Consider the following 17,472-nt stretch of genomic DNA (forward strand, 5'->3'; position numbering starts at 1 on the left):
GTTCGATGGCTGTCAAGCCTGGTGGGAGGTCCGGCCGCACAGTCGTGCCGTTGGCGAGGCCAACCATGCGCGAGACCATTTCCCGACTGGCCCCGGGGACCGCGCTGCGCGACGGGCTCGAGCGCATCCTGCGCGGCCGCACCGGCGCGCTGATCCTCATCGGCTACGACGACAGCGTCGAGGCGATCTGCGACGGCGGTTTCGCGCTCGACGTCCGCTACGCGCCTACGCGGCTGCGCGAGCTGTCCAAGATGGACGGCGCCGTGGTGCTGTCCACCGACGGCAGCCGGATCCTGCGGGCCAACGTCCAGTTGGTGCCCGATCCGTCGATCCCCACCGAGGAGTCCGGCACCCGGCACCGGTCGGCGGAACGCACCGCCATCCAGACGGGCTATCCCGTGATCTCGGTGAGCCACTCGATGAGCATCGTGACCGTCTACGTGGCCGGCGAACGCCACGTGATCCCCGATTCGGCGACCATCCTGTCGCGCGCCAACCAGACCATCGACACGCTGGAGCGCTACAAGGCCCGCCTCGACGAGGTCAGCAGGCAACTGTCGACGGCTGAAATCGAGGACTTCGTCACGCTCCGCGATGTGATGACGCTCGTACAACGGCTGGAGATGGTGCGGCGGATCAGCCTGGAAATCGATTCGGACGTGGTCGAACTCGGCACCGACGGACGCCAGCTCAAGCTGCAGCTCGAAGAGCTGGTCGGCGACAACGAGACCGCGCGCGAGCTGATCGTGCGCGACTACCACGCCAACCCGGACCCGCCGACCGCCGCTCAGGTCAGCGCAACGTTGGAGGAGCTGGACCATCTGTCCGACAACGAGCTCCTCGACTTCACCGCGCTGGCAAGGGTTTTCGGTTACCCATCGACCGCCGAGGCACAGGATTCGGCGATGAGCTCGCGCGGCTACCGCGCGATGGCGGGCATTCCGCGATTGCAGTTCGCCCATGTCGACCTGCTGGTGCGCTCGTTCGGCTCACTGCAGGGACTGCTGGCCGCGAGCGCGACCGATCTGCAGAACGTCGAGGGAATCGGATCGATGTGGGCACGCCACATCCGAGAAGGCTTGTCGCAGTTGGCCGAATCGACGATCGCCGACCGGCTGGCCTAGCCGACTGCGGCCGGAGCGGGACCCGGCAGCGGTACGCCCTCGGCGTGCGGCACCTCTGCGGCCTGAGCGAGCGCGAACGGAACCGCCGCCGAGCGCAGGTTGCCCAGCTGGACCACCAGGTTGTACATGCCGGGTCCGATGGGTTGCCGCGGTAGCGGGCAGTTCGGTGCCGAGCCCATCCCGGTCCAGGTCACTTCGGTCGTCACCTGCTCGCCGGGCTGGAACGTTTTGACCAGCGTCTCGTTCGATGGCGCGCAGTCCAGGTTCGACCACAGCCTGCCGTTCTCCAGCGTGTAGACGTAGGCGGCGAGCACCGCGGCGCCCACGTCGCGCTTGCACGCCACCAGGCCGATGTTCGTGACGACCATGGTGAACTTCGGCTGATCGCCCACGACGTACTGCGGCTGGTTCGTGATGCCTTTGACGGCCAGCGTCGAATCGGGGCAGTCGTCGCCCTCGTTGAGCACCGGCGGCGGGGCGACGGCCGCGGTGGGGGTGGGGGTCGGCGGTGGGGCATTCTGCGCCGGCGGCATGACCGGGGTCTTGACCTCGGGGTTCTCCCCCGGCAATGGCGTCGCGGCGGGCGGGGCAGGCTGTTCGGCGGCGGTGTTCTCGGTGCCGCCCGTGGACTTGATGATCACGACAGAGAGGGCTGCGATCACGCCGATGACGATCGCCGCAACGCCCAGCGCCAGTGCCCTACGGCGCCAGTAAATCTGTTGGGGTAGTGGGCCCTGCGGTTCTAGATCCAGCACAATTCACACGGTAAGGCCGGGTTATGCCTGTTCGTCCGAGGTCGCCCGGCGTGTCGCGAGTGAGCCTGGACTCAGCTTTCGCCGATGTCGCCGAGATGGTCCCGCAAAACCGCGCGGCCGTCGGCCAGCTGGTAGGTCAGGCCGACGATCGCCAAGCTGCCCGCCTCGACGCGTTCGGCGATGGCGGTCGATCGGGACATCAGCTGCGCGCCGGTCTCCGTGACGTGCCGGACCTCGAACTCGTCGACTCTGCTCAATCCCTCGCGGCGGCCCGCCAGGATCGACGGCATCACCCGTTCGACGATGTCACGCACGTAGCCGCCGGGCACCACACCGTCGTCCAGCGCCGAAATCGTCGCCTTGACCGCGCCGCAGCTGTCGTGACCGAGGACGACGATCAGCGGCACGTTGAGCACCGTGACCGCGAATTCGATCGAGCCGAGCACCGCCGAGTCGATGACATGACCGGCTGTGCGTACGACGAACATGTCTCCGAGACCTTGGTCGAAGATGATCTCGGCGGCCACTCGACTGTCGCCGCAGCCGAACACAGCGGCGATCGGCTTCTGCGCCGCGGTCAGGCTGGCTCGGTGTTCGATTCCCTGGCTCGGGTGCTCGGGCTTACCCGCGACGAACCGCTCGTTACCCTCTTTGAGTGCTTTCCACGCGGTCACGGGGCTGGTGTTGGGCATGACCGACATTGTGCCTCAGCTGCTCGATTGGTACCGCACCGAGCAGCGCGATCTGCCGTGGCGGCGATCGGGCGTCTCGCCGTGGCAGATTCTGGTCAGCGAATTCATGCTTCAGCAGACACCCGTCGCGCGAGTCGAGCCGATCTGGCTGGCGTGGATCGAGCGCTGGCCGACCCCGTCGGCGACCGCGGCCGCGAGCGCGGCCGATGTGCTGCGCGCGTGGGGAAAGCTCGGCTATCCGCGCCGCGCCAAGCGGCTGCACGAGTGCGCGACGGTGATCGCCACCGAGCACGACGACGTCGTGCCGTCGGACATCGAGACGTTGTTGACCCTTCCCGGCGTCGGTACGTACACCGCACGGGCCGTCGCCTGCTTCGCCTACCGCAAGCGGGTGCCCGTCGTGGACACCAACGTGCGCCGGGTGGTGGCCAGGGTGGTACACGGACGCGCAGACTCCCCGTCTTCGGTCCGCGATCTCGACGACGTCGCGGCGCTGCTGCCCGATAGTGCCGACGCGCCAACGTTTTCGGTGGCTTTGATGGAACTCGGAGCAACGGTGTGCACGGCGCGCGCACCCCGGTGCGGGCTGTGCCCGTTGAGTGTCTGCGCGTGGCGCTCGAGAGGTTATCCGGAGGCGGCGGCGCCGGTGCGCCGGGTTCAGCGTTACGCCGGAACCGATCGCCAGGTGCGCGGCCGGTTGCTGGATGTGTTGCGCGGCAACGACTCTCCGGTTCCCAGGGCGCAGCTCGACATGGCATGGCTGACCGACACCGCACAGCGGGATCGTGCGCTGGATTCGCTGTTGGTCGACGGGCTCGTCGAGCAGACCGCAGACGGGCGTTTCGCACTTGCCGGGGAAGGCGACTAGTTAGCCTGGTGCTGTGGCTGTGACCGGTTCAGGGGCGCCGCGGACCCGCTACGCATCGCGTGGCGACTTGGACATCGCATACCAGGTACTCGGCGATGGTCCCGTCGACGTCGTCGTCATGCCCGGCCCCTTCGTGCCGATCGACTCCATCGACGCCGAACCCTCGATGTACCGGTTTCACCGGCGACTGTCGTCGTTTTGCAGGCTGATCCGGTTCGACCACCGAGGCATGGGCATGTCGTCGCGCATCGGAGCCGACAAGATCACCCCGGCCTGCTGGGCGGAGGACGTCGTCGCCGTGATGGATGCCGTCGGCTCGGAGCAGGCCACGGTGTTCGCGACCGGGTTCTCCGCGATGAGTGCACTTTTTCTGGCCGGCGACCGCCCGGAGCGGGTATCGAAGTTGGTCATCGCCAACGGTGCCGCGCGAGCGCTGTGGGCCCCCGATTACGAGCCCGGATCGCGCGCGACTGCGGCGAGCCCGTTCACCACCGTTGCGGTCGAACCCGATGCCGTCGAGCAGGGATTCGACGTCCTGGCCCTGGTGGCGCCGTCGGTCGCCGACGACATCGCATTCCGGACCTGGTGGGACGCCGCGGGCAACCGCGCGGCGTCACCCAGCATGGCCCGCAGGTCGAGCCAGGCGCTAGCCGAAGGCGACGTGCGGGACAAGCTGCCACACATCTCGGCGCCGACGCTGGTGCTGCATCGCAGGGACACCGCCTTTGTTCCGGTCGGCCACGGCCGATATCTGGCCGAGCACATTGGGGACGCCCGCTATGTCGAGTTACCCGGCGCGGACTCGCTGTACTGGGTCGGCGACAGCTCGTCGATCCTCGACGAGATCGAAGAGTTCGTCACGGGTTCGCGCCGCGGCGCCGAATTCGAACGCGTCCTGACCACCATCGTGTTCACCGACATCGTCGGTTCGACTCAGCGCGCGGCCGCCCTCGGCGACGACCGGTGGCACGCCCTGCTCGACAACCACGACACCGTCGTCCGTCGTGAGCTCGAACGGTTCCGGGGCATCGAGGTCAACACCGTCGGCGACGGCTTCGTCGCCATGTTCCCCAGCCCCAGCGCGGCCATCCAGTGCGCCTCCGCGGTCGTCGACGCGGTGCGTCAACTCGGCATCGAGGTACGGGTGGGCATCCATGCTGGGGAGGTCGAGGTGCGCGGCGACGACATCGCCGGGATGGCGGTGCACATCGGAGCGCGGGTGGCGGGGCTGGCGGGCGCGAGCGAGGTGCTGGTGTCCTCGACGGTGCGCGAGATCGTGACGGGGTCACGACTGGCTTTCGACGACCGAGGCGAGCACGACCTCAAGGGTGTGCCCGGCCGATGGCGGGTGTATGCGCTGGTGCGCGAATAGGGCAGTGCCAGTCAGGCGGTGGCCGCTTCCTCATCGCCGGAATCGCTGTCGGTGCAGCAGAACCTGCGTCGGTAGTCCGACGGTGTTACGCCGATGATCCGGCGGAAGTGGTGTCGCAGGAGCGTCGCGGTGCCGAAGCCGGATCGCTCGGCAATCCGGTCGATGTCGAGATCGGACTCTTCGAGCAGGGTGCGGGCGTAGAGCACGCGCTGATCGGTGACCCACTGCATCGGCGTGCGGCCGGTTTCCTCGACGAACCTGCGCGCGAATGTGCGCGCCGACATGTGCGCACGGGCAGCGAGGCTGGCGACCGTGTGCGGCTGATCGAGGTTACCCAGGATCCAGTCGAGTTGCGGCGCAAAGCGTTCCGAGCATCGCACCGGGATCGGTTGATCTATGTACTGCCGTTGACCGCCGTCGCGCTGCGGTGGCACCACCATCCGGCGCGCGATCTTGTTCGTGACCTCACTGCCGAGTTCGCGGCGGACCAGATGCAGACACGCGTCGATACCCGCCGCGGTTCCCGCACTGGTGATCAGATTGCCGTCATCGACGAACAGCACATTGCGATCGATTTTCGCGGTCGGATACTGGCGCGCCAGGTCGTCGGCGTGCATCCAGTGTGTGGTGCACGGCCGGCCGTCGAGCAGCCCTGCGGCGCCCGCGACGAATGCGCCCGAGCACACCGTGAGGATGATCGACCCGGAGTCGGCGGCAGCTTTAACCGCCTCCAGCGCCGCGGGTAGGTAATCCGATCCGCCGATCGCGGGAATGGCCACCAGGTCCGCTCCCACGAGGTCGTCAAGGCCGTGGTCGGGGGTGATCGTCGCGCCGACCGAGGTCCGCAGCGGCTTGCCGGGTTCCGGACCGCAGACCTTGAAATCGAAGTTGGGCACGCCGTCCGCCGAGCGATCGATGCCGAACACCTCGCAGATGACGCCGAACTCGAAAATCGCTAGACCGTCCAGCACCAGCGCCGATACGCTCTTTATTGCCATGGCAGCATTTTATCCTAAGGTGTCCTTCCTGCCACTGTTGGCGGAATATTTGTGAGCGGAGCATTACTGCCATGACCACTGCACTCACCTTCCTCATTCTGATCGCCCCCCTGGCGGTGGCAGTGGCCCTCAGCTGGGCCGCTCGTCGCTCCGGATCACTGCGGCTGCGACTCGACCAGTTCCGGATGGCCGGTCCCATGACTGGTCGGTACTTCGAGGACGATCGCGACGCCTTCCGCATCGACCACGACGCCGATGCGGTGCGCACGCGCTTCGAGCAGCACCCGTTATGGCCCTCGTCAGGGTCGCTGGGTGAGGGTCGCTAGAAACGACTCGACCGCGTCTCGATAGACCTGCGGCGCATCGTCGTGGATCAGGTGGCCGGCCCCTGGTACGTGGAGATACGTCGTCCGGTAGCCGGTTTCAGCCATTGTGCGCATCTGTCCCGGCGGCGTGACGGAGTTGCCCGCCTCCAACAGCAGCGAGGGCACCCGCACCATCGACCACTGCTGCCAGTAGTCGCGGGTGCCCCACTCGGCGGCGATCTCGATCCACGTCTTCGGGTGTCCGTGCAGGCGCCAACCGGAATCGGTCTTGTCGAAGGCCTCGAGGAAATACTGCCCGGCGACGGGGCCGAACTCGTCGTAAACCCTCTGCGCCGTGCTGAATTCGACCGGCAGCGCACGCAACCACGGTTCCCACGGACCGGTCGTGCGGCCACGGAAGTCCGGCGCCATATCCTCCACGACGAGCGCGCGTACCAGTTCGGGCCGGCTTGCCGCCATACACCACGAGTGCAGCGCGCCCATCGAATGTCCCACCATGACGGCCGGGGCGCCCAGCGTCGCGACGGCGTCTCCGAGGTCGGCGACGAATCCCTCGGTGCTGATCGGATACGGACCGTCGACATCACGACCGCGGTGCCACGGCGCGTCATAGGTGTACACCCGGCCCAGTCGGGTCAGCCACGGCAGCTGCCGCGACCACGTGCTGCCCCGGCCCATCAGGCCGTGAACCAGGACCAGCGGCTCGCCGGCTCCTCCTCGGGGCGTCAGCAGGTCGGGGGCCATGGGAGCGCACGGTAACCTGATCTGCATGTCCGCCCCAAACACCGTGGTGAAGATCAACGCAATCGAGGTACCGCCCGACGCCGGTCCCGAGCTGGAGAAGCGATTCGCGCACCGCGCGCACGCCGTCGACAACCAGCCCGGCTTCCTCGGGTTTCAGCTGCTGCGCCCGATCAAGGGCGAGGACCGCTATTTCGTGGTGACGCAGTGGGAGTCCGAAGAGGCGTTTCAGGCATGGGCGACGGGCCCGGCCATCGAGGCACACAAGGGACAGGCCGCCAACCCCGTGGCCACCGGCGCTTCGCTGCTGGAGTTCGAGGTTGTCCTGGACGTTGCTGGCAGTAAGTAGGGCGCGCCGCGCGCCCGGTCCGCTGTCGGTCGTCGCGCTGATCGTCGCGCTGGCATGCGGCTGTACCAACACCGCGGCGCCGGTCCCCGGCGCCGACACGACCTATGGCGTGCCCATCGAGATCAACACCCCGCAGGGTCTGCGCGCCAAACAGACCATCGACATGCTCAACTCCGAGTGGCCCATCGGCACGGTCGGGGTGCGCACATTGGCTGCCCCTGAGCAGGTCAACGGGGTGACATCCGCCATGGGCAACCTGTGGTTGGACCGCCCCATCACGGTCGCGGGGATCGACATCGGAGCCGGGCAGGCGACCCTGCACGTGCTGACGTCATACGGTGTTGCACAAGACATTTCGCTACGCACCAACGACGCAGGACTCGTCGACCGGTTCGAGGTGTCACTCGAAGAACCTCAGATCAACACGTGGCAGGACATCGACACCGAACTGTCGAAGACGGGCGCGCGGTATTCCTACCAGGTCTCGAAGGTCAACGACGGGAGATGCACGACCGTCGCGGGCACGAACGTTGATCTCTCGCTGCCGCTGGCGTCGATCTTCAAACTGTATGTGCTGCTTGCGGTTGCCGAAGCTGTCAAGGCGGGCACGCTCGAATGGACGGACCCGCTCACGATCACCAAAGAGGCCAAGGCCGTCGGATCCGCAGGGCTTCAGGAGCTCGCGCCCGGTGCGCAGGTGTCGGTACGCAAGGCCGCGCAGGAGATGATCTCGGCGAGCGACAACATGGCGACCGACCTGCTGATCGCGCGCCTAGGCCCGGGTGCCGTCGAGCGTGCGCTCGTCACCGCGGGCCATCACGACCCGGCGAGCATGACACCGTTTCCCACCATGCACGAACTGTTCTCGATCGGCTGGGGTCAGCCCGACCTTCGCGAGCAATGGAAGCAGGCCTCTCCCCAGGTTCGCGCGCAGCTGCTCGAGCAGACGAATTCCCGCCCGTTCCAACCAGACCCAGTCCGTACCGGCACTCCGGCATCCGAATACGGCGCCGAGTGGTACGGCAGCGCGTCCGACATCTGCCGCGTACATGCCGCTCTTCAGGCCGCCGCGGTCGGTGAAGCGGCCCCGGTACGAGAGATCCTCTCCGCAGTTCCCGGGATTTCGCTGGACGAGTCGAAGTTTCCCTATATCGGCGCCAAAGGCGGAAACCTGCCTGGGGATCTGACATTCAGCTGGTACGCCGTCGACCGCGCGGGCCAGCCGTGGGTGGTCAGCTTCCAGATGAACTGGCCCCGCTTTCGCAGTCAGACCGCCGCGGGCTGGCTGTTGTCGGTCGCGCACAAGACTTTCGACCTGGTCCCGATGAATTAGTGTCGCGCGTCTAAATTTGGTTTACGGGTGTGGGCGCGCCCCAGACGCCGACGCAATGTCGTGCTGACAGCGCCGCCGCAGCTATATATGCACGGCCACGCTCTCAGGCTGACATTGTGATCCGATGGCAATGACGCACGACACCTAGTTGTTCGACCGCAGGTTCCACGCGTGTCCGCGGAAATGCAGGACCGTCCGGCTTGCCGGTGCAATGTCGATGCGCCAGAACGACTTCGGCGGCGCGTCTAGAGCGATCACGATGGCTGCGCGGATCACGGATGGATGCGTGACGGCGACCAACCGGGCCCGATCGGCCGTCAGTGAGTCCATCCAGCCCTTGACGCGGTCGATCAGGTCGACGACGGACTCGCCACCGTGCGGTGCGCGTGTCGGGTCCGTCAGCCAGATCGCGAGATCCGCCGAATCGACCCTGCCGAGGACGTCACCACGCCAGCGGCCGCAGTCCAGATCCGCCAGCCGGGTGTCGATACCGGCCTGCAGGCCAAGCAATTCCGCGGTTTGCCGCGTCCGCTTCTCGGGTCCGCAGTAGGCCCGATCGGAGGCGCCGAGTTCGATCGAGGAGTCGACCTGGCGATGACCGACAGCGTTCAGTGGCTCGTCGGTGGGGAACCGTCCGGCAGCCATCGCATCGGTCATGGCGTGCGATACGAGGGCCAGCCGGACGACCTCACTCATGCCTCGGCGCTCGCTCGCTCCGGTCCTCGCTCGTTCCTCGCTGCGATCCTCACTCGCGCTTGCCTTCGGGCCCTCACACCGAAACAGTGTCCCGTCGCTTATCGCCGAGCATCTTCGCCGCCATCGCACCGAAGACCAGACCGATCGTCAAGTAGATGACCAGCTGGTTCCCGAACGAGAACAACCGGAAGTCGTAGAGCAGGTCGGCGGGGAAGCCTTCGTAGACGATGTTGCCCGCGTCATCGAGCAGCGGACCCGGGGTCTCGTCGATGGTCGGCAGCACGAGCATCACGATCGCGGACGCCGCGACATACGCACCGGTGGCCGCCAGCGTCGCGTTCCAGGCGCCGAGCTTCTCGTTGAGCCGTCGGCCGAGGTATACCGCCGCGACCAGCAGCGCCGCGGACAGCGCCACCATCAGCAGGTACAGCAGCGTGCGCTGACGGAGCGTCTCGTCGAGGCTGAGCGCGGGCGGGCTCGGCGGGTACTTCAGCGCGGGCACGATGAAGACGCTCAGCAACATGCCGCCCGCCACGTACAGCGACAGCAGCCGCGCCGAGATGTTGCCGACCCGGCCGTAGGCGACCGCGAACACGACGGCGAACAAGGCACCGATGGCGATGCTGTAGAGCAGCACTCCCAGCCCCATACCGATGTTCATCTGCACGGCGCGGGTGAAGCCTTCGAATCCGTCGCCGCTGCCGCCATGGTCATGTCCGCCCGCGGCACCACTGAGCGCCTCGTGGGCGGCGCTGATGCCGTCCTCGTATCCGATGGCCTGGTCGATCACCGGCTCGATGAAAATCCGGGAGAAGATGAACGACAGCACTCCCGCGGCGGCACCGGCCAGCAGGCCACGCCAAATGATCTGCTTTTCCATTGTCTGTGTGGTTTCCTCTGCGCGATCAGTGGCAGGGGAAGCCGAGCAGATGTCGCGCGTCGTGCACGAACTCGTGAACCATGGTGTTGTTTCCGAACACCGACGTGGCGCCCTGGTCCATCCCGATGAAATAGATGACCAGCAGCGCGAAGAATGCCGTGAGGGTCAGCCAGACTGCCGCCTTGGTGGCGGAGAAGTCGAGGGGCGTCGCAATACTCTTGCGGGCCTCAGGAGATGTCATTGTCAGGTCCTTCCCGGGATTTCGCGTCCCAGCTTCAGGTGTTGACGACGGACGTCGGGTCTGACTTCACAGTGGCGCGACCGTTCTGGATTCTCACCAGATTCCTTCGCCCGTCGATTACATCAGCATCCTAAGCAAACGGTCCAGCGTTCGGGCGTCCGGTCATCCATTCGCAACACAAAGGCCCCGAAACCGCATGGTTTCGGGGCCTTCGTGTCGTTCCGGTTACTCGACGCTCGTCGCGCCCGCGGCGCCGGCCTGAGCCAGGTCCGGCTCCTCCACCTTGGCCGGCTTCTTGGTGCCGACGAAGGTGAAGACCGCATCCTCGCCCGCGCCTTCGCCGTCCCAGTTGTCGACATCGACCTTGACGAGCTGGCCGGGACCGACCTCCTCGAAGAGGATCTTCTCGGACAGCTGGTCCTCGATCTCGCGCTGGATGGTCCGGCGCAGCGGCCTGGCCCCGAGCACGGGGTCGAAGCCGCGCTTGGCCAGCAAAGACTTGGCCTTGTCCGTCAGCTCCATGGCCATGTCCTTGCCCTTGAGCTGCTTCTCGACCCGGCCGATCATCAGGTCGACCATCTGGATGATCTCGTCGCGAGTCAACTGATGGAAGACGATGATGTCGTCGATGCGGTTGAGGAACTCCGGGCGGAAGTGCTTCTTCAGCTCGTCGTTGACCTTCTGCTTCATCCGCTCGTAGTTGTTCTCACCGCCACCCTGAGTGAAGCCCAGCCCGACGGCCTTGCTGATGTCCGACGTGCCGAGGTTCGAGGTGAAGATCAACACGGTGTTCTTGAAGTCCACCGTGCGACCCTGACCGTCGGTGAGACGGCCGTCCTCGAGGACCTGCAGGAGGCTGTTGTAGATCTCCTGGTGGGCCTTCTCGATCTCGTCGAACAGCACGACGCTGAACGGTTTGCGGCGCACCTTCTCGGTGAGCTGGCCGCCCTCCTCGTAGCCGACGTATCCCGGAGGGGCGCCGAACAGCCGCGAGGCGGTGAAGCGGTCGTGGAACTCACCCATGTCGATCTGGATGAGCGCGTCGTCGTCGCCGAACAGGAAGTTGGCCAGCGCCTTGGACAGCTCGGTCTTACCGACACCGGACGGGCCGGCGAAGATGAACGAGCCCGACGGACGCTTGGGATCCTTGAGACCCGCGCGGGTACGCCGGATCGCCTTGGAGACCGCCTTGACGGCGTCCTCCTGGCCGATGATCCGCTTGTGGATCTCCTCTTCCATGCGCAGCAGCCGAGTGGTCTCCTCCTCGGTCAGCTTGAACACGGGGATGCCGGTCCAGTTGCCGAGCACCTCGGCGATCTGCTCGTCGTCGACCTCGGCGACGACATCGAGATCACCTGAGCGCCACTGCTTTTCACGCTCGGCACGCTGTGCGACGAGTTGCTTCTCTTTGTCGCGCAGGCTGGCGGCCTTCTCGAAGTCCTGCGCGTCGATCGCGGACTCCTTCTCGCGGCGCGCCTCGGCGATCTTCTCGTCGAACTCGCGAAGGTCCGGCGGAGCGGTCATCCGGCGAATGCGCATGCGCGCGCCTGCCTCGTCGATCAGGTCGATCGCCTTGTCCGGCAGGAACCGGTCGTTGATGTAGCGGTCGGCCAGGGTGGCCGCGGCCACGATCGCGGGATCGGTGATCGAAACCCGGTGGTGCGCCTCGTAGCGATCGCGCAGTCCCTTGAGGATCTCGATGGTGTGCTCGACCGTCGGCTCGCCCACCTGGACCGGCTGGAAGCGGCGCTCCAGGGCGGCGTCCTTCTCGATGTACTTGCGGTACTCGTCGAGGGTGGTCGCGCCGATGGTCTGCAGCTCGCCGCGGGCCAGTTTCGGCTTCAGAATCGATGCTGCGTCGATGGCGCCCTCGGCGGCACCCGCACCCACGAGCGTGTGCAGCTCGTCGATGAACAGGATGATGTCGCCGCGGGTGTTGATCTCCTTGAGCACCTTCTTGAGGCGTTCTTCAAAATCACCGCGGTAGCGGCTGCCTGCGACCAGCGAGCCCAGGTCAAGCGTGTACAGCTGCTTGTCCTTCAGCGTCTCGGGAACCTCACCGTGCACGATCGCCTGCGCCAGCCCCTCGACGACGGCGGTCTTGCCGACGCCGGGCTCGCCGATCAGCACCGGGTTGTTCTTGGTACGGCGGCTCAGCACCTGCATGACCCGCTCGATTTCCTTCTCACGGCCGATGACCGGATCGAGCTTGCCTTCCATCGCGGCAGCGGTGAGGTTGCGGCCGAACTGGTCGAGCACCAGCGACGTCGACGGATTGCCCGCCTCGCCGCCACGGCCGCCGGTACCGGCTTCGGCAGTCTCCTTGCCCTGGTATCCGCTCAGCAACTGGATCACCTGCTGGCGCACCCTGGTCAGCTCGGCGCCGAGCTTCACGAGCACCTGGGCGGCGACGCCCTCGCCCTCACGAATCAGGCCGAGCAGGATGTGCTCGGTGCCGATGTAGTTGTGGCCGAGCTGCAGCGCCTCGCGCAGCGACAGTTCCAGCACCTTCTTGGCGCGGGGGGTGAACGGAATGTGGCCGGACGGCGCCTGCTGGCCCTGGCCGATGATCTCCTCGACCTGGCTGCGCACGCCCTCGAGTGAAATCCCCAGCGACTCCAGCGACTTGGCGGCTACGCCTTCCCCCTCATGAATGAGCCCAAGGAGGATGTGCTCGGTTCCGATGTAGTTGTGGTTGAGCATCCGGGCCTCTTCTTGAGCCAGGACGACGACCCTGCGGGCGCGGTCGGTGAATCTCTCGAACATCGGTGGTTACCTGCTCTCCATCAATAGACTCGGCGCCCTGCACTTGAAGAAGTGCACCGCACCTGCCGTCCACTCTAATGGGCGGCGGACCAGCCCGCCCCGCCTCCCGGTCTGCTCTTAGCGGAACAGGGGCGCCGTCATTGGGCGAGGCGGCTGGTCTGTGGTGCCATTGGTGTCAACGTCCGGGCCGCGTGATTGTTTCCGCAGAGCCCCTCCTTCGGGGTTCGCGGCCAGCGAACGCGCGAGATATTGCGAAGGCGCGAATTATTTTACGTTGCCGCATGGAATGCGTCGATGACGTCTGCCGGTATTCGCCCACGAGTGGACACATTGTGTCCGTTCCGGCGGGCCCAGTCCCGGATCGCGGCGCTCTGCTCCCGGTCGATCGCCGCCCGTCCGCGGCCCGACCCTGCCGAACGTCCGCGGCGACGGCCGCCGACCCGGCGTCCGGCCTCGACCCATTGCTTGAGGTCATTGCGCAACTTGGTGGCATTCTTCGAAGAAAGGTCGATCTCGTAGCTGACGCCGTCGAGCCCGAATTCAACTGTCTCATCAGCTCCGCCTTCGCCGTCGAAATCATCGACCAGCGTGACGGTCACTTTTTTCGCCATTAGCCCACTCCGCCCTTCTCGGGAGCAACCTTCATGAATTGATAAGTCTTGATCCCCCGACCCAATGTGCCATATTAAGACACCCCATTCAACATGGTCGGAAATCCGGCAAGTTCGGCTAAGATCAGCTGCCTTGACGTCGAACTATGGGGAACAGAACTGTCTCCCGAATCGACAGTCCCGTCAAAGCCATCAACAATCTATCGATACCCATTCCAGTGCCAGTCGAGGGTGGCATCGCGTACTCCAGGGCCGCGAGGAAATCCTCGTCCAGCACCATTGCCTCGTCGTCGCCGGCGGCGGCGGCACGCGCTTGCGCTTCGAACCTTTCGCGTTGGATAACCGGGTCGATGAGTTCGGAGTAGCCGGTCGCCAGCTCGATGCGACGCACGTACAGGTCCCATTTCTCGGTGACTCCGTCAATGCTGCGGTGCGCGCGCGTCAGCGGCGTCGTCTCGACGGGAAAATCCCTGACGAAAGTGGGCGCCCACAGGGTGTTTCCCACGGTGTGCTCCCACAACTCCTCGACCAATTTTCCGTGGCCGTAACCGCGGTCCCGTGGAATCTCGACATCGAGTCGGTCAGCGATGGCCCATAAGTGTTCGGCAGGTGTATCCGGAGTGATCTCTTCACCAAGTGCTTCCGAGAGCGACGGATACATTTGTATTGACTGCCATTCGCCGTCGAGATCGTAGACACTGCCATCAGGCAATGGGACCTTTCTGGTCCCGATCGCCTCGTCGGCGACCTCCTGAATTATCTCCCTGGTAACGACTGCGGAATCGTCGTACGTGCCGTACGCCTGATATGTCTCGAGCATTGCGAATTCCGGTGAATGCGTCCAATCCGCGCCTTCGTTTCGGAACACCCGATTCAACTCGAAGACCCGCTCGAATCCGCCGACGAGGCAGCGCTTCAGGAAAAGCTCCGGTGCGATACGAAGGTAGAGATCCGTATCGAGTGCATTGGAGTGGGTCACGAACGGCCGGGCCGCCGCGCCGCCTGCCAGCGTCTGCAGCATCGGGGTCTCGACCTCGAGAAAACCGCGTCGTTCCAGCGCCGATCGCACCGCTCGGACTACGGCGACCCGCTGACGCGCGATGGTGCGGGCCTCCGGGCGCACGATCAAATCCACATACCGCTGCCGCACTCGGGACTCTTCGCTCATCTCTTTGTGCGCGACAGGAAGCGGACGCAATGCCTTGGAGACAATTTGCCAAGAATCAGCGAGCACGGATAGTTCTCCGCGCCGCGAGCTGATCACCTCGCCGTGAACGAAAACAATGTCGCCGAGGTCGACGTCGGACTTCCACGCATCCAGCAACTCCTGCCCGACCTTGTCGAGGCTGATCATGACCTGCAGTTGCGTGCCGTCACCCTCCTGCAACGAGGCGAAACACAGCTTCCCGGAATTGCGGGCGAACATGACCCGGCCCGCGACGCCGACGATGAGGCCGGTCTCGGCGTTGGCCTCCAGGTCGGGGTAGGTCTCGCGGATCTCGGCGAGCGTGTGGGTGCGGTCGACCTCGACCGGGTACGGCTCGCGCCCTTCGGCCAGCAGACGTTCCCGCTTGCCCTGGCGGATCCGGTACTGCTCAGGGATGTCGGCTTCGGGCGGATCAGGTGAGGTCACGACTGGCCAGCTTAAATCAACTCATGAGCGCGCCCATCAACGCAGCGGCCGTCGCGGCTTTGGCCCTGGAACCACTGGACTGGCGGTTCAAGGGCCTGCCTGCGTCGTGGTGGGGTCGCACCCCCGCCGATGTGTGCGCAGCGTCACCTCGTCTGTTTGACGACAACGCCGTCGGCCCGGTCTGCGTGCTGCTCGCGGACGCGCTTTCGGAGAACCTCGCCACGATGGCGCAGTGGTGCCGGGAGCGGGGGGTCGAGCTGGCGCCGCACGGGAAGACGCATATGTCACCTCAGCTGTTGGCACGCCAGTTCGAGGCGGGTGCGTGCGCGGTCACGGCCGCCACCGTCAGCCAGGTCCGGATCTTCCGTGCGTTCGGGGTGCGCGATGTCGTGCTCGCCAATGAGTTGGTCGACGCGGCTGCGCTGCGGTGGCTGGCCGCCGAACTCGACGCCGATGCCGACTTCGGCCTGGTGTGCTGGGTCGACTCGGTGCGCGGCGTCGAGCTGATGACCTCGGCGCTGACGACGGCGGGCGCGGTTCGGCCGGTGGATGTCTGCGTCGAGGTGGGCATGCCGGGCGGACGCACCGGGTGCCGAGACGCGGACGGCGTCGACGCGGTGGCGCGCGCCGTCGCCGCATCGCCCCGGCTGCGGCTGATCGGCGTGGCCGGCTACGAGGCGGCGCTCGGACATGACGTGGCACCCGAGTCCGTGGCGGCGGTCCGTTCGTATCTGGCCGACGTCCGTGCGGCGGTGCTGCGGCTGGCGCCGATCTTCGAAACCGATCGAATCGTCGCGACGGCGGGCGGCAGCACGTACTTCGACGCGGTCGCCGACGCGCTCACCGAATGGCCCGTGGATATGAGCGTGCGCACTGTCCTGCGCAGCGGGTGCTATCTGACGCACGACGACGGCCTGTACCGCCGCACGTCGCCGCTGCGGGACGGGCTGCGACCGGCGTTGCGAGTGTGGTCTCAGGTGATGTCGCGGCCAGAACCGGACCTGGCGGTGCTGACGATGGGTCGCCGCGACGTGTCCTTCGACCAGGATCTACCCGTGCCCTACGGTTTGACGACGGCACGCGTGGTCAAACTCAACGACCAGCACGCGTACCTGCGCCTCGGCGACGACGACGTGGAGGTCGGCGACTGGGTGGATTTCGGAATCAGCCATCCGTGCACGGTTTTCGACAAATGGCCGATGATCCCGGTGCTCGACGAGGGCGGTCGCGTCGTCGACCTGATCCGTACGTTTTTCTAAAGCGTGCCGCTACCGCGCCTGCTTGAGCCGGCCCCGCTGACTGTCGCGGTTGCGCTCGAACACCAGCCGCAGTCCGTCGAGGGTCAGGTACTGGTCGTAATGCTCGACGGTGTGCAGATCCGGCAGCACCAGGGGTGCTCCGTGCCCGGTGGCCACCACGGTGACGTCGTCGCCGCCGAACCCGTCGACGTCGGCGCGGATGCGGTTGACCAGTCCGTCCACCAGGCCCGCGAATCCGAACACCGCGCCGGCCTGCATGCACTCGACCGTGTTCTTGCCGACGACCGACCGTGGCCGGGTCAGCTCGACGCGCCGGAGCGCCGCCGAACGTTCCGCCGCCGCGTCTGATGACACCTGCACGCCGGGCGCGATGGCGCCGCCGAGGAACTCGCCCTTGGCCGAAACGACGTCCACGCAGATCGAGGAGCCGAAGTCGACGACGATCGCCGCGGTGCCGTACTTGTGGAAGGCGGACAGGCAGTTGACGATACGGTCGGCGCCGACCTCCTTCGGGTTGTCCACCAGCAGCGGGACGCCAGTGCGCACACCGGGCTCGATGAGCACGTGCGGCACCGAGGGCCAGTACTGCTCGAGCATCAGGCGCACCTCGTGCAGGACCGAGGGCACCGTGGACAACCCGGCAGCGCCGGTTAGCTGCTCGGCGTCATCGCCGATCAGTCCGTCGATTGTCAGCGCCAATTCGTCGGCGGTCACCTCGGATTCGGTGCGTATCCGCCAATGGTGCACCACTTTTGCGTGATCGCCAGAACCCGACACCAGCCCGACGACGGTGTGGGTGTTGCGAACGTCGATAGCGAGCAGCACGAG

At 66.1% G+C, this 17,472-nt stretch carries 18 protein-coding genes and 1 riboswitch; of the genes, 7 read left to right on the plus strand and 11 right to left on the minus strand.

Annotated elements, in window-relative coordinates:
* Positions 1-5: 5 nt before the first annotated feature.
* Positions 6-1,124: a DNA integrity scanning diadenylate cyclase DisA gene (disA, locus tag G6N36_RS18840; RefSeq protein WP_163688431.1), complete on the plus strand. Its 1,119-nt coding sequence runs from the start codon at positions 6-8 to the stop codon at positions 1,122-1,124.
* Here disA and G6N36_RS18845 read toward each other — a convergent pair.
* The gene (locus G6N36_RS18845) at positions 1,121-1,879 is read right to left on the minus strand and encodes a hypothetical protein (RefSeq protein WP_163688432.1); all 759 of its coding nucleotides are present in this window, start codon (positions 1,877-1,879) and stop codon (positions 1,121-1,123) included. The two genes, disA and G6N36_RS18845, sit on opposite strands and share 4 nt — an antisense overlap.
* Before the next feature lie 71 nt (positions 1,880-1,950).
* Positions 1,951-2,571 (minus strand): carbonic anhydrase, encoded by a 621-nt coding sequence (locus G6N36_RS18850; protein ID WP_163688433.1) that lies wholly within the window; start codon positions 2,569-2,571, stop codon positions 1,951-1,953.
* Between G6N36_RS18850 and G6N36_RS18855 the strand changes: the two genes are divergently transcribed.
* Together G6N36_RS18855 and G6N36_RS18860 are read left to right on the plus strand one after the other, a co-directional pair.
* A complete protein-coding gene (locus G6N36_RS18855) occupies positions 2,570-3,439 on the plus strand; it encodes an iron-sulfur binding domain-containing protein (RefSeq protein ID WP_163688434.1) in 870 nt (289 codons plus the stop codon). The two genes, G6N36_RS18850 and G6N36_RS18855, sit on opposite strands and share 2 nt — an antisense overlap.
* Before the next feature lie 13 nt (positions 3,440-3,452).
* A complete protein-coding gene (locus G6N36_RS18860) occupies positions 3,453-4,811 on the plus strand; it encodes a bifunctional lipase/adenylate cyclase LipJ (RefSeq protein WP_163688435.1) in 1,359 nt (452 codons plus the stop codon).
* Positions 4,812-4,822: 11 nt separating this feature from the next.
* Here G6N36_RS18860 and G6N36_RS18865 read toward each other — a convergent pair whose 3' ends face one another.
* Positions 4,823-5,809 (minus strand): helix-turn-helix domain-containing protein, encoded by a 987-nt coding sequence (locus G6N36_RS18865; RefSeq protein ID WP_163688436.1) that lies wholly within the window; start codon positions 5,807-5,809, stop codon positions 4,823-4,825.
* 71 nt (positions 5,810-5,880) lie between these two features.
* Here G6N36_RS18865 and G6N36_RS18870 point away from each other — a divergent pair, with 71 nt between their 5' ends.
* A complete protein-coding gene (locus G6N36_RS18870; RefSeq protein ID WP_163688437.1) occupies positions 5,881-6,135 on the plus strand; it encodes a hypothetical protein in 255 nt (84 codons plus the stop codon).
* Here G6N36_RS18870 and G6N36_RS18875 read toward each other — a convergent pair.
* Complete coding sequence (locus G6N36_RS18875) at positions 6,109-6,879, minus strand: alpha/beta fold hydrolase (protein WP_163688438.1); 771 nt, start codon at positions 6,877-6,879, stop codon at positions 6,109-6,111. The two genes, G6N36_RS18870 and G6N36_RS18875, sit on opposite strands and share 27 nt — an antisense overlap.
* A 25-nt stretch (positions 6,880-6,904) precedes the next feature.
* On the opposite strand from G6N36_RS18875, the gene mhuD reads away from it, so the two are divergent.
* Together mhuD and G6N36_RS18885 are read left to right on the plus strand one after the other, a co-directional pair.
* Positions 6,905-7,225, plus strand: coding sequence for a mycobilin-forming heme oxygenase MhuD (mhuD, locus tag G6N36_RS18880; RefSeq protein WP_083126508.1), 321 nt, complete (start codon positions 6,905-6,907; stop codon positions 7,223-7,225).
* Positions 7,209-8,558, plus strand: coding sequence for a serine hydrolase (locus G6N36_RS18885; protein ID WP_235690105.1), 1,350 nt, complete (start codon positions 7,209-7,211; stop codon positions 8,556-8,558). The genes mhuD and G6N36_RS18885 overlap by 17 nt, the downstream gene beginning before the upstream one ends.
* 144 nt (positions 8,559-8,702) lie before the next feature.
* On the opposite strand, the gene G6N36_RS18890 is transcribed toward G6N36_RS18885, so the two are convergent.
* From G6N36_RS18890 to lysS, 6 genes are all read right to left on the minus strand, one after another.
* Positions 8,703-9,254, minus strand: a complete 552-nt coding sequence (locus G6N36_RS18890) for a histidine phosphatase family protein (RefSeq protein WP_163688440.1) — start codon at positions 9,252-9,254, stop codon at positions 8,703-8,705.
* Positions 9,255-9,327: 73 nt separating this feature from the next.
* Positions 9,328-10,134, minus strand: coding sequence for a CbtA family protein (locus tag G6N36_RS18895; protein ID WP_163688441.1), 807 nt, complete (start codon positions 10,132-10,134; stop codon positions 9,328-9,330).
* 25 nt (positions 10,135-10,159) lie between these two features.
* Entirely contained in the window at positions 10,160-10,375 is a 216-nt protein-coding gene (locus tag G6N36_RS18900; RefSeq protein ID WP_083126206.1) for a CbtB domain-containing protein, read from the minus strand.
* A gap of 5 nt (positions 10,376-10,380) precedes the next feature.
* Positions 10,381-10,504, minus strand: a riboswitch (adenosylcobalamin (AdoCbl) riboswitch).
* Between the two features lie 96 nt (positions 10,505-10,600).
* Positions 10,601-13,141 carry an ATP-dependent protease ATP-binding subunit ClpC gene (gene clpC1 / locus G6N36_RS18905; RefSeq protein WP_083126207.1) on the minus strand — a complete coding sequence of 847 codons (2,541 nt, stop codon included), beginning with the start codon at positions 13,139-13,141 and terminating at the stop codon, positions 10,601-10,603.
* 269 nt (positions 13,142-13,410) lie between these two features.
* A complete protein-coding gene (gene lsr2 / locus G6N36_RS18910) occupies positions 13,411-13,752 on the minus strand; it encodes a histone-like nucleoid-structuring protein Lsr2 (protein WP_083126208.1) in 342 nt (113 codons plus the stop codon).
* 124 nt (positions 13,753-13,876) lie between these two features.
* Positions 13,877-15,385, minus strand: coding sequence for a lysine--tRNA ligase (gene lysS, locus G6N36_RS18915; RefSeq protein WP_163688442.1), 1,509 nt, complete (start codon positions 15,383-15,385; stop codon positions 13,877-13,879).
* 23 nt (positions 15,386-15,408) lie between these two features.
* Here lysS and G6N36_RS18920 point away from each other — a divergent pair, with 23 nt between their 5' ends.
* Positions 15,409-16,644, plus strand: a complete 1,236-nt coding sequence (locus G6N36_RS18920; protein WP_163688443.1) for an alanine racemase — start codon at positions 15,409-15,411, stop codon at positions 16,642-16,644.
* A gap of 9 nt (positions 16,645-16,653) precedes the next feature.
* Here the strand turns inward: G6N36_RS18920 and G6N36_RS18925 are convergent, their stop codons facing one another.
* Positions 16,654-17,469 (minus strand): type III pantothenate kinase, encoded by an 816-nt coding sequence (locus G6N36_RS18925; RefSeq protein ID WP_163688444.1) that lies wholly within the window; start codon positions 17,467-17,469, stop codon positions 16,654-16,656.
* Between the last annotated feature and the right edge of the window lie 3 nt (positions 17,470-17,472).

The sequence above is a fragment of the Mycolicibacterium gadium genome, from assembly GCF_010728925.1.
In the GTDB taxonomy this organism is placed as follows: Bacteria; Actinomycetota; Actinomycetes; order Mycobacteriales; family Mycobacteriaceae; genus Mycobacterium; species Mycobacterium gadium.

Bases quoted from the DNA above. Each gene is read 5' to 3' on its own strand.
- G6N36_RS18890 (WP_163688440.1), bottom strand. From the start codon at position 9,254: ATGAGTGAGGTCGTCCGGCTGGCCCTCGTATCGCACGCCATGACCGAT.
- G6N36_RS18850 (WP_163688433.1), bottom strand. From the start codon at position 2,571: ATGCCCAACACCAGCCCCGTGACCGCGTGGAAAGCACTCAAAGAGGGT.
- G6N36_RS18900 (WP_083126206.1), bottom strand. From the start codon at position 10,375: ATGACATCTCCTGAGGCCCGCAAGAGTATTGCGACGCCCCTCGACTTC.
- G6N36_RS18855 (WP_163688434.1), top strand. From the start codon at position 2,570: ATGACCGACATTGTGCCTCAGCTGCTCGATTGGTACCGCACCGAGCAG.
- G6N36_RS18865 (WP_163688436.1), bottom strand. From the start codon at position 5,809: ATGGCAATAAAGAGCGTATCGGCGCTGGTGCTGGACGGTCTAGCGATT.
- G6N36_RS18870 (WP_163688437.1), top strand. From the start codon at position 5,881: ATGACCACTGCACTCACCTTCCTCATTCTGATCGCCCCCCTGGCGGTG.
- G6N36_RS18875 (WP_163688438.1), bottom strand. From the start codon at position 6,879: ATGGCCCCCGACCTGCTGACGCCCCGAGGAGGAGCCGGCGAGCCGCTG.
- clpC1 (WP_083126207.1), bottom strand. From the start codon at position 13,141: ATGTTCGAGAGATTCACCGACCGCGCCCGCAGGGTCGTCGTCCTGGCT.
- lsr2 (WP_083126208.1), bottom strand. From the start codon at position 13,752: ATGGCGAAAAAAGTGACCGTCACGCTGGTCGATGATTTCGACGGCGAA.
- G6N36_RS18920 (WP_163688443.1), top strand. From the start codon at position 15,409: ATGAGCGCGCCCATCAACGCAGCGGCCGTCGCGGCTTTGGCCCTGGAA.
- mhuD (WP_083126508.1), top strand. From the start codon at position 6,905: ATGTCCGCCCCAAACACCGTGGTGAAGATCAACGCAATCGAGGTACCG.
- disA (WP_163688431.1), top strand. From the start codon at position 6: ATGGCTGTCAAGCCTGGTGGGAGGTCCGGCCGCACAGTCGTGCCGTTG.
- G6N36_RS18895 (WP_163688441.1), bottom strand. From the start codon at position 10,134: ATGGAAAAGCAGATCATTTGGCGTGGCCTGCTGGCCGGTGCCGCCGCG.